8 protein-coding genes are annotated in these 10,523 nt (G+C 62.1%); 2 read left to right on the top strand and 6 right to left on the bottom strand.

Features of this window, described 5'->3' with window-relative positions:
• Positions 1-46: 46 nt before the first annotated feature.
• Both ABI_RS18625 and ABI_RS18630 read left to right on the top strand, forming a co-directional pair.
• Entirely contained in the window at positions 47-784 is a 738-nt protein-coding gene (locus ABI_RS18625; RefSeq protein ID WP_006274607.1) for an SDR family NAD(P)-dependent oxidoreductase, read from the top strand.
• A 106-nt stretch (positions 785-890) separates the two neighbouring features.
• Positions 891-2,207: an aminotransferase class III-fold pyridoxal phosphate-dependent enzyme gene (locus tag ABI_RS18630; RefSeq protein ID WP_006274608.1), complete on the top strand. Its 1,317-nt coding sequence runs from the start codon at positions 891-893 to the stop codon at positions 2,205-2,207.
• On the opposite strand, the gene ABI_RS18635 is transcribed toward ABI_RS18630, so the two are convergent.
• The 6 genes from ABI_RS18635 to ABI_RS18660 form a co-directional block, all read right to left on the bottom strand.
• Positions 2,202-2,678 (bottom strand): GNAT family N-acetyltransferase, encoded by a 477-nt coding sequence (locus ABI_RS18635; RefSeq protein ID WP_006274609.1) that lies wholly within the window; start codon positions 2,676-2,678, stop codon positions 2,202-2,204. The two genes, ABI_RS18630 and ABI_RS18635, sit on opposite strands and share 6 nt — an antisense overlap.
• 195 nt (positions 2,679-2,873) lie before the next feature.
• Positions 2,874-4,544, bottom strand: a complete 1,671-nt coding sequence (der, locus tag ABI_RS18640) for a ribosome biogenesis GTPase Der (RefSeq protein WP_006274610.1) — start codon at positions 4,542-4,544, stop codon at positions 2,874-2,876.
• A 45-nt stretch (positions 4,545-4,589) separates the two neighbouring features.
• The gene (locus ABI_RS18645) at positions 4,590-6,581 is read right to left on the bottom strand and encodes a DUF3857 domain-containing protein (RefSeq protein WP_006274611.1); all 1,992 of its coding nucleotides are present in this window, start codon (positions 6,579-6,581) and stop codon (positions 4,590-4,592) included.
• Positions 6,582-6,748: 167 nt separating this feature from the next.
• On the bottom strand, positions 6,749-7,570 hold the full coding sequence (locus ABI_RS18650; protein WP_006274612.1) for a GIN domain-containing protein: 822 nt from the start codon (positions 7,568-7,570) through the stop codon (positions 6,749-6,751).
• 187 nt (positions 7,571-7,757) lie between these two features.
• Complete coding sequence (locus ABI_RS18655; protein ID WP_040309609.1) at positions 7,758-9,968, bottom strand: S9 family peptidase; 2,211 nt, start codon at positions 9,966-9,968, stop codon at positions 7,758-7,760.
• 118 nt (positions 9,969-10,086) lie between these two features.
• Positions 10,087-10,440: a YbaN family protein gene (locus tag ABI_RS18660; RefSeq protein ID WP_006274614.1), complete on the bottom strand. Its 354-nt coding sequence runs from the start codon at positions 10,438-10,440 to the stop codon at positions 10,087-10,089.
• Positions 10,441-10,523: the final 83 nt, after the last annotated feature.

Genomic DNA, 10,523 nt, shown 5'->3' on the forward strand with positions numbered 1-10,523 from the left:
AGCTGCATGAGTCAAAGTCATCGCAGCTTGGAATAAGGCACTTTCCATGACCGACCTGTCCCAACAAGGCCGCATCGCCCTCGTCACCGGTGCATCGCGCGGGATCGGCCGCGCCTGCGCCCTGGGCCTGGCCAAGGCCGGCGCCCAGGTCATCGCTTGCGCCCGCTCCAAGGCCGGCCTGGAAGAGCTGGACGACGAGATCTTCGCGGCCACCGGCCGTCATGCCACCCTGGTGCCCTTCGACCTGAGCGACGGCGAGGCCATCGATCGCCTCAGCGCCGTCATCCTGGAACGCTTTGGCCGGTTGGATAGCGTGGTTCACGCCGCTGCTGTCCTGGGCACCCTCACCCCGGTGACCCACCATGAGCCCAAGGATTTCGACAAGGTCATCGCCGTCAACGTGACCGCCACCTGGCGGTTGTTACGCGCTATCGAGCCTTTGATGCGCCTGTCGCCCTCGGGTCGTCTGGTGGTTTTCACGACAGGTGCTTCCGTGACCAAGGGCCGGGCGTTCTGGGGCCTATACGGCGCCACCAAGGCCGCCGTTGAAACCCTCGTTCGCGCCTGGGCCGACGAACTGGACATTACGCCGATCCGCGCCGCCCTTCTGGCGCCGGGCGCCATGCGCACCCGTATGCGCGCGGTCGCCTATCCGGGCGAAGATCCGATGTCGCTGCCGCACCCCAGCGAGATCGTGCCGCTGCTGCTGGAATTGCTGGAACCGACGCGCGAGCCGCCGGCGGAAACGGTTGCTTTTCATCGGGAAAAAGCGCAAACCGTGTGATCACAAGCGCAATCCGAAAAGTGGCTGCCACTTTTCGGATAGATTGCGCGACCAATATCAAGCGCACCGGAAAACGGCGCCGAACTACCCCTTTGCGAGGATTACGATGTCTTATCCCAAGGCACGCAGCGCCGCCATGCTCGAAGAGCTGGGCCGCTACGTCATAGCCGAACCCTATCCCTTTGCCGTCGATCTGGCCAAATCCCAGGGCATGATCCTGGCGACCGTCGATGGTGACGCCCTGACCGATTGGTGCGGGCTCTATGGTTCGAAACTGCTGGGCTACAACCATCCCCGCATGAACGAACCCGACTATGTCCGCGACCTGGTTCTGGCGGCCAATACCAAGATGGCCAATCCTGACTTTCTGACTCCGCAATGTCTGTACTATTACCGCCTGCTGCACCGTCTGCGACCGCTGTGTATGAAAAACGGCAAGGTCGAGGTCTACGCTGTCAATTCCGGCGCCGAAGCGGTCGAGAACATGATGAAATATCTCATCAATCTCCACCATACCAAGCAGCAGGCCAAGGGCCGCGAAGATTTCACCCAGCGCTTCATCTCGTTCGACCAGGCCTTCCATGGCCGTACCGTGTTTGCGCTCAACATCACGCGGCTGACCAACGACCCGGCGGCGACCAAGGACTTCCACGGCATCATCAAGGATAACCTGACGGTTCCCTTCCCTGACTACGACACGCGCCGCAGCGAGGCCGAGAACCGCGCCATCGCCGATGCCTGCCTGGCGGAACTCGAACGGCTGATGCAGACCCACGAAGGCGATATCGCCGGGGTCATCCTGGAACCTTTGCAGGGCGCTGGCGGCCACCGCATGGCCATCCCGGACTTCTATCGCAGCCTCTCGGAACTATGCCATCGTTACGATGTGTCGTGGGGACTGGACGAGGTCCAGACCAGCGGCGGCCAGTGCGGTGCGGTCTTTGCCATCGACCTGTTCGATGTCCCCTACCCGCCCCAGGCCATCGCCGTCGCCAAGAAGTTCGGCAATGGCGCAGTCTTTATGCTGAACTCGATGGACGATATCGGCGTGCTCGACTCGACCTGGGGCGGCACGCTGGCCGACATGGTGCGCTTCGTTCAGGAATGGAAGATCGTCGAGGACGAAGGACTGCTCGCCGCGGTTCCGGCCAAGGCGGAGCGGTTGGTCGCTGGCCTGGAGGCCTTGGTCGAACAGTATCCGGACAAGATCGCCAATATCCGCGGCTGGGGCCTCTATCAGGGCTTCACCGTTTTGGGCGCCGGTAACAAGGGCCGGCTGGTCGACCTGGCGCTGGAGAGCGAGAACCTTCTGTTGCTTGGGGCGGGGACGCAGTCCATCCGCTTCCGTCCGCCGATCGACGTCACCGTGAGCGACATCGACACGCTGCTGTCGACGCTGGATCGGCTGTTGGCCCGTCTATAATCCGGCGGCGTAGTAGCGGACCGTCTTGCCGTTGGGCAGGGTCTGATCGCCGACGGCGGCGAAGCCCTGGCGTTCATGGAAGGCGATCGAGCCGGGGTTGGGCGGGTCGAGATTGACTTCGCAGACGATCGTCTCGAACCCGGCCTGGCGTGCAGCGTCGAACAGATGCTGGTAGAGCGCCTTGCCAAGTCCCAGGCCCTGTGCCGAAGCGGCAATCACCACACGGTCGATGTAACAGAAACGGTCGTAGCGCGCCTTGAACCACAGGAAGTTGGGGCTGTCATAGGCGGCGGTCTGATCGAACGTCAGTATGAAACCGTCCGAGGCGGCATGGAAAGCAAACCGCACTTCAGCAACCATCTGCCGCCAGTCGGCTTCAGTCAGGAAAGACGTTTCCGTGGCAAAGGCGTTGTTGAGGGCGAGCAGCGCTTCGTGCGGAGATGCCAGAGTCAGGTTTTGGAGATCGATCATTTGAACCTGCCGCGAACCGGCACCCATTGAATATTGGGTCCACAGATTGGAGAGATTTGCGCAGATTAAGTTCGGATCTTAATCCCTCAAATCTGTGCAATCTGTGGATCCCCTTGCGGAAGTTACCGCGGCGCGGCGGGTTCAGGATGGAACGGAGATCCGTGTGTATCCGTGTCCATCCGTGGTTCCCAATCCTTACCGCCGCTTGCCCGAAGATCCCGAACGCCCGCCGGGTCCGGCGGCGCCCGGCTTGGTCGATGGCCCCGCGCCTCTGCGGCCGCCGCCGGACTTGCCCGCAGTTGGCCGTGCGCCGACAGGCTTGCCGATATTGGACTTGAACGCCTTGGCCTTGGCGGCATCGGCGCGCGGTTTGGCGACCACCTTGGGCGCGACGGTCGTGCCCTTCGGCTTTTGCCGCACGCGGTTGGGGTGCGCCGGCTTCTCGCCCGGCTTGACCTTGGCCTTGGCACGGACTCTTGGCGGACCCGACGTAGAGCTGGCACCGCCGCCCTCATCGAACGGATTGACCGTCGAGTTGGCCTTGACCGTCAAACGGATCGGCACGCCCGGCAAGTCGAACGATTCGCGCAAGCTGTTGATCAAATAACGTCGGTACTGATCCGGCATGGCGTAGGACCGAGCTGCGAACAGCACAAACGTCGGGGGCCGCCCCTTGGTCTGAGCCATATACTTCGGTTTGATGCGCTTGCCGTCGACGGCGGGGGGCGGATGCCTCTGAACCGCCAGGGCCAGCCAGTCGTTGAGGTCGCGCGTCTTCACCTTGGCCGACCAGTTGCGGTAGCATTTCAACACCGCCGGCATCAGCCGTTCTACGCCGCGACCGGTCACGCCGGACAGGGTGACCAAGGGCGTGCCGCGCAATTGCGGTAACTGGCGCTCGGCGGTTTCGACGATCTCCGCGAGCCGCGCCTGGGGTTCCGCAACCAGATCCCACTTCGAGATGGCATAGATCAGCCCGCGCCCCTCGCGTTCGACCAGGTCGGCGATCTGCAAATCCTGGACCTCGAAGGCGTTGGCCTCGTCCATGCACAGCACGACGATCTCGGCAAAGGTAATGGCGCGGATGGTGTCGGCGGTCGACAGTTTCTCGAGCTTTTCCTGTACACGCGCCTTGCGGCGCAGCCCGGCGGTATCGACCAGGCGGATGGTCCGGCCTTCATAAAGCCAGTCGACCGAAATCGAGTCGCGCGTGATGCCGGCTTCCGGGCCGGTCAGCAGACGCTCCTCGCCCAATAGTTTGTTGATCAGAGTCGACTTGCCGGCGTTGGGACGGCCGATGATGGCGATACGGATCGGCTTGGTGTCGTCGTCGTCGTCGCCGCCTTCTGACTCAATAAAGTCGCCTTCGATCAGCTGGCGGTATTTTTCGGTGGCCTCATACAGCTCCGAAATGCCCTCGCCGTGTTCGGCCGACAGGTGCAGCGGCTCGCCAAAGCCTAGAACGCGCGCCTCTTCGGCGGTGGCGGCGGCCTGGTGTCCCTCGGCCTTGTTGGCAATCATGATCACCGGCTTGTCGCGCCGGCGCAAGGTAGCGGCAAAAATGCGGTCCAGCGGCGTCACGCCTTCACGGGCATCGACGACGAAGAAGGCAACGTCGCATTCGTCCAAAGCCAGTTCGGTCTGGACGCGCATTCTTGATTCCAGCGAGTCGTCGGTCAGGTCTTCGAAGCCGGCGGTGTCGATCAGCAGCAGCGGGATGTCACCCAGGTTTCCGGTGGCGTAGCGGCGGTCGCGCGTTACGCCGGGCTGGTCGTCGACAATGGCGAGCTTCTTGCCGGCCAGGCGGTTGAACAGGGTCGATTTGCCGACATTGGGCCGGCCGACTATGGCAATTTTTAAAGGCATGGCCGCCTTATAGCGCAAAGCGGCCGTTTGGCCAGCTTTTTGCGGTCAGAGCAGATAGGTCAGGACCGCCCAGACACCTACAGCGATCACCGGCACCCCGGCCCAGACCACGGCACGGGTGATGAAGCTGGGCAGCCAGGTCGCCGGTTTGCGGCCGGAAACCGCCACCGTCAGGCGATCATAGTCCTGAACCTCGGGATAAGCGTTGTCCAACGCCACCTTTTCGTCCGGCGACAGCCAGGTGCGGCGGACGCTGTACTCTCGCACAGCTTCGAAGCCCTGGCTGGTCTTGCGACCGGTATAGCCCAGCACCAGACCGCCGAAGTCCCAGGTTTTCGATTTCAAAGGCCAGTCCAGCTGGTATTCCGACTTGATCACTGTGGTGATGCGGCCTTCGCGCACGTCGCCCAGATGGAACGGGAAGCGCCGGCGGCCTTCGGGATCTTCCAGCACATAGTCAAAACCCGATTCCGGACTGAAGAAGATCTTGTGTCCCCCCGTCCCCTGCCACGGATTGTCCGTGGTGACGTGGGTGTTGATGGTGATTTCGTTCAGCCGGCGATTATCGGTCATCTGCGGGATGGCGCACATGTTCATGCCGTAGATGTAGCTGAACAGGGCACAGCGATCCTCGACATAGGAACTGAGGCTCTGATACCGCAGGTCGCGGCGAACGGCGTCAGCGCGGGCGCCGCGATAGACATAGTCGATCTCGATAACCGTCTGCTCGCCCTTTTTCGCCGGCAGGTTGATGACCTCGCGGACCTCATATTCCAGCTTGGCCGGGCGATCCATCATGCGGATCAGATCGGTGCCGGGCTTCAGGATCAGGGCATAGCCCAGATCATATTGCGCCAGGTGGTCGAGGTCACCGCCCTGGGCCACAGACGATGTGCCTTCAAACCAATAGGTCCGCCCATCGTGGTAGCACATGGAAATGCAGTGGTTGAAAGCGCCCAGCCGCGGCGGCTGGTTGGTCAGGTCATGGCCACGACGGGTGTCGACCAGGGCCGGATAGGACTCCACGCCCATCTTGGTCAACATAGCGGCGATCGTCTTGGAAACGTCCTTGCAGTCGCCGATACGGTCGCCGTAGATTTCCTTCAGACTGCGCGGGACGAAGCCGCCCTCGCCGAACGAAAAGGCGAAGTAGCGAATGTTTTCCTGCACCCAGCGCACAGCGGCGACGATGCGGTCGCGGACATCGGAATGCTCCGTCTCGATCTTGGCGATCTCGTCGAGCAAACCCTGCGGATAGTCAGTATCGCCTTCGAAGCCGGCGCGCATCAGGTCCCCGACCCGCTCCCAGGTGTCAATGCTGCTGGCGTAGAAGCCACGCGCCGGAATGACCCAGCCCGGCATGTCGTACTCATAATCGCATTCGTGGACGTGGCTGTCTTCGAAGGTGATCTCGCTGTAGCCATCCTCCAGCTTGCTGACCTTGGGCGGGATCCAGCCCAGCGGGAACGGCTTCATGTTCAGCTTGCGCTCGGGCGGGACCAGAAGGCGAACATGGCGGCGGTCCCAGTAGATGCCGCTTTGCAGCGGCATCGGCATAGTGATTTCGCCTTGGAAGCAAGCCGGGTCGCCGGTCAGGGTCAGGGCCGTGTCGATGATGTCGCCCACCCGTACGTCCGGCAGGGTGATGGCGAAGGTCCAGCGGCCGTCCAACACCAGGCGCTCGAAGCTGCGTTCGCGGCGCATGACGAAGTAGCGGCGTTCGACATCGACCTCGATGACCTCATTGCCGCGCAGGATGCGGATATGGTGGATGGTCAGGTCGTCGTAATAGGGATTGAACGGCAGGGTGACATTGGCCAGGTAGTCCAGCGCCGACAGATTGACCACTTCTTCGATGGTGCGGTTGTAGCGGTGCGGCCGGGTATCCAGCTTGGCCTGGTCGTCGACCAGCCAGGTATAAAGGCCCCAGGGCGCCCTGGATTGGTCCAGCAAGTCCGGACGCGCGAACGGCAGTTCCTTCACCCACGACGGCGCGGGCGCGAAGTGAATATGCCGTCTGACTTCTTCTTCGAACACGTGGCCCCGCCCCTGCGTTACTTCGCCGATGCCTAACCGTTAACACATGGTTTCCAGGCCGGGAAGTGGTGAACGCGCCACAGGTGAATGGAAGAAACACTCACCACGGCAAACGCAAAGGCGCGCCAGCTCCCGCCGGCGCGCCTTACGTCACCAACAGCCAGAATTTACTGGCCGATTTCGATATTGCCCGAGCCCATGACCGAGCGGCTGACCTTGCCGGTCACCTTCTTGATGCGGACATCGCCCGAACCGACGATGCTGATGTCGACATCGCCCGCCGTACCGCCAAAACGCACGTCGCCCGAACCGGCCACATTGACCTCGACGCGCGGCGCTGAACCGTCGGCGATCGCCACATTGCCCGAGCCGCCGATATTGATATCGGTGTTGCCGTTGACGCGGTCGATGACGATATCGCCATTGCCGCCGATATTGGCTTCCAGCGCCTTCACTGAGGCGGCCTTGAAATTACCCGAACCGCCGATATTGACCTGAGTATTGGCTGCGTTGGCCAGGGTCACGTCCCCTGCCCCACCTATGTTGATTTCCGCGTCGCCCGCGATATTGCCAACGGTCCAGGTGCCGCAGCCGCCGTGGTTGAATTCCAAATGGTTCGAGGCGCCGATCGTGCCATAGGTGGCGCCGCCGGCCGAGACCTTGGCGTCCATCGGCACCTTGATATAGACGGTCGGCAGGTCGGCATTGGCGATCTGCATGCCGTCGGCCTGAACCGACTGACCGTCGCGGCAGTCGACGCCGCGCTGCTTCAGCTTGCCGTCGGCGATAAAGGTGTCGCCCTTGGTGTGAACCATGATGACCGGCACCTTGGCCTTACCGTAGACGACCTTGAGTTGGACGTCGCTGCGGTTTTCCGGCTGGACCACGACCTTGGCGGCCATGTTCTTGAGCTCCACCTGGGTGGCAGCGTGAGCAGCGCCGGACAGGGCCAGCAGGGATACAGCGGAAAGTGCGGCGAAGGTCTTCATGATCGTTATCCTCATGGGCGCTTGTGTGGAAGCGCATTTGGTTTCATGCGTACATATTCGCTTCAAGGCGGAATTGCGGCAACTTAAAACGGTGTCATGACTCATTTGTAACAAGGGGGCGAGCCCCCTTGACCCGGAATCGCGACAGCTTCCATCGGCTCGGAATGCCCACAGCCTCACAAGGAGACTATCCCTCCCCCTTCAGTTTGCGGCCGAAGAAGTCGAGGTACAGGCGGTAACGTTGCAGGTTCTTCTCGTTGCCGCGCACGCCGTGGCGCTCGCCCGGATACAGCATCAGCTCAAACGGAACACCGCGCTTTTGCAGTTCCAGCATGACGCGGGTGGTGTTGGATAGCTGGACATTGTCGTCTGCCATGCCGTGCATCAGCAGCAGTGCGCCGGGTTGGAGATTGTCCAATCGATTCAGTACATCGGAGGCGGCATAGCCTTCCTTATTGTCCTGAGGCGTCGACATGTAGCGTTCGGTGTAGGCCGTGTCGTAGAGCGACCACTCGGTCGGCGGCGCGCCGGCGGCACCGGCGGCAAACGGCGTATCCTTCACGGTCAATGCCATCAGGGTGACGAAGCCGCCCTGGGACCAGCCCATCATGCCGATCTTGTCGCCGTCGACATAGGGCAAGGTTTTCAGCCAGTTAGCGCCGGCGACCTGGTCGTTGATGTCGGGACCGCCGAACTGCTTGTAGATGGCGCGGCCGAACTTGACCGAGCGGCCGGGCGTGCCGCGGTTGTCCAGCGAGAAGACGATATATCCCGATTTCTGGAATAATCGCGTCGCCGGAGAGACCCAGTTCTTCTTGACAGTGGCCGAGGCCGGGCCGCCATAGATGGAGACAATGACCGGATACTTTTTCGCCGGATCGAAGCCGACCGGCTTCAGCATCGACCAGTGCAGGGTTTGGCCATCGGCCGAGAGGATGGTGCCGAACTCCGGCGCCGTAAAGCTGTCTTTGAAGGCAAAGTACGGGTGTTGGGCGTCCAGCGCGTTTTCCTCGATCCAGCGCACGCGCTTGCCTGTCCCGTCGTACAGAGCGGTCTGGGGCGGCGTCACCGGATCGGAATAGTTGCCGATGAAGGCCTTGCCGCCACCGGACACCGTGGTCGTCCACCAGCCACCGGCCTTGGTCAGGGCAACCGGTTCGCCGGGCGTCGTGTAGCTGACCTTGTACAGGCCGTGCTCGATCGGTGTGGTGATGGAGGCCTCGAAGAACAATTCCCCGGTCTTGTCGTTAAGGTCGGACAGCTTGTCGACCGCCCAGTCGCCTTGGGTGACCTGGCGGATCAGCTTGCCATCACTTCCATAAAAATAGAAATGTTTATTGCCATCACGCTCCGACGACCAGATGAAAGTGCCATCGGATAGAAGCTTGAAGTCGTTGTGCAGTTCGACCCAGGTGTCCGACGTGTCGGTCAGGACGGTCGTGGCGGCGCCCGTGGCCGGATCGAACTTCAGCAAGTCGAGGCGCTTCTGGTCGCGGCTCAGCTTCTGGACATAGAGCGCCTTGCCGTCGCTGGCCCAATTGACGCGGGCCAGGTAGAAATCGCCGCCACCGAGGTCGAGCTTCACCGGCTCACCGCCGGTGAGATTTTTGATAAACAGTTCGACCACAGCATTGGGCGTGCCGGCGAAGGGATAGCGCTGGTGAACGACCTTGACTTCTTCGCCGCCGATTTCGATGCGTTCGGCGATCTTGACACCGGCTTCGTCGGTTTTCTGGTAGGCGATCTGGCCGCCCTTGGGGTTCCACCAGAAGCCGGAATGGCGATCCAGCTCCTCCTGGGCAATGAATTCGGCCGTGCCGTAGGCGATCAGGTCGGCGCCCTGGGGCGACACAGCCGTTTCCTGGTCGGTCTTGAAGTCGCGGATATACAGGGTCTGGTCGCGAACATAGGCGACCGCATCGCCCGACGGCGAGAGCTTGGCGTCAACCTCGTCGCCTTCGGTCGCCGTGATGCGCTTGACGGCCTTTGTCGCGCGCTCGATCAGATAGATGTCACCATCCAGCGGGACCAGGATCGCCTTGCTGTCGCCCGACCAGTTATAGTCGACGACACCGCGGGCCGAAACGCGCATGCGTTCGCGCCTGGCCTTTTCCGCTTCGGACAGTTCCTTGTCGGCCGAGGACAGACTGTCGGCATCAATCAGCAGGAAGGGCTCGCCGCCCTTGGTGTCGACCGCCCACAGGTCCTGGATGCGCGCGTCCTTGGCCTTTGGTTTCAGAAAGGTCAGGAGAGTCCCGTCGGGTGACAGCTTGGCGCCGACCGCCTTGGCGCCGTTGATGTCCGGGTCGGCGAAGACGCGTTCAGGGGTAAGGACTTGCGCCGAGATAGCGGCCGGCGTTTGGGCCAGGACCGCCGGGGTCATCATGGTGGTGGACATCAAGAACGACCCTAAGAGGACCAGAGACAACTTCGTTTGCACGGGCGCACTCCCAATTGACACTTTGGCCGACGCTAGACCGGGGCTGCCGTTCCCGTCAAGCGGTTGCAGCGGAAACTTACCGCGAGGGCCGCGTCAGAACATAGGCGGCGCAGACGAGGCAGAGCGCCGCCGGGGCGTAGCGCCAGATCGTGTGGTGAATCAAAAACCAGCCGGCCACCGAACCCAGGGCCATGCCGGTGACCGCGGCAAACTTTCCCGCCGGGGCAATGACGCCGCGCTCGCGAAAGGCGCGCACCGGCGGGCCGATTTTCGGATGGTTCATGATCCTGGCTTCCCACACCGGGTTGGAGCGGGCGAAACAGACGGCGGCGATAATGAAAAAGAGAACGCCCGGCATGACCGGCAGGATCGTGCCGGCTATGCCCAGCCCTACACATATCAGCCCCGCTACCAGATAGATCCACCGCATGCGGTGACCATAGCGGCAAACACCATTGGCCGCACCTGCTAAGTAGGCTTACACCAAGCCTCATAAAGAATGACGCTTGGTAT

The sequence above is a fragment of the Asticcacaulis biprosthecium C19 genome (genome assembly GCF_000204015.1).
Taxonomy (GTDB): Bacteria; Pseudomonadota; Alphaproteobacteria; order Caulobacterales; family Caulobacteraceae; genus Asticcacaulis; species Asticcacaulis biprosthecius.